Genomic DNA, 628 nt, shown 5'->3' with positions numbered 1-628 from the left:
GACTGCAGGTTGCAGTCGAGGGGAAAACCAAATGCGTCGTTATCCGCAAAACCGCCGGCTTCAAAGCACAAGATGTTGCCCGAGTGGCGGATCAGGCTCTGAAACCGTTCAAAAGCGTTATCCAAACCATCACGTTGGATAACGGCAAAGCGTTTTACCGGCACGGGAGCTTTGTCAAAGTACCGGCCATGCAAACCTGACTTCTGCCGTCTCTACCCTTTCCGGGAAAGGGTTGGCGGCGCATACCAACGGACTGATCCGGCCATCCTTCCCGAAGGGGACGGATTTTAGAAAATTGGGCGGCAAACAGGTTAAGGCGGTTGAACAAACCTTGGGAACTTTGTACCGTAAATTCGGCTGCAAACGGGCGCATTATTTTGGCTTGCGGAAAGTATGGACGCAAAGCTATTTGAAAGCAGTGTGCCTAACTAAACCTGTTAAAGACGGCCAACAGGCTTCGAGCGCCTGTTGCTGCCTTAAAGACAGTAAATACTCTCTAGCAAAGGGAAAATAAGGACGGGAACAGTACTCAAAAAGGCAAAGCGGTTAGTCGATAACCCAATTAACCGCTTTGGTTGATGTGTTTATATTTTGCAAAGGTCTCGGCTGCCGCAAATATGTACTATTT

General features: G+C 49.0%; 1 pseudogene. It reads left to right on the top strand.

The annotated features are described in order from the left end of the window. Window positions 1-200: pseudogene (locus C7N83_RS15085) on the top strand (IS30 family transposase); the annotation flags it as partial. Window positions 201-628: the final 428 nt, after the last annotated feature.

It is taken from the genome of Neisseria iguanae, from assembly GCF_003013245.1.
GTDB lineage: Bacteria > Pseudomonadota > Gammaproteobacteria > Burkholderiales > Neisseriaceae > Neisseria > Neisseria iguanae.
The sequence above is the reverse complement of the archived record's forward strand: the minus strand, read 5'-3'. Positions and strand labels throughout refer to the sequence as shown.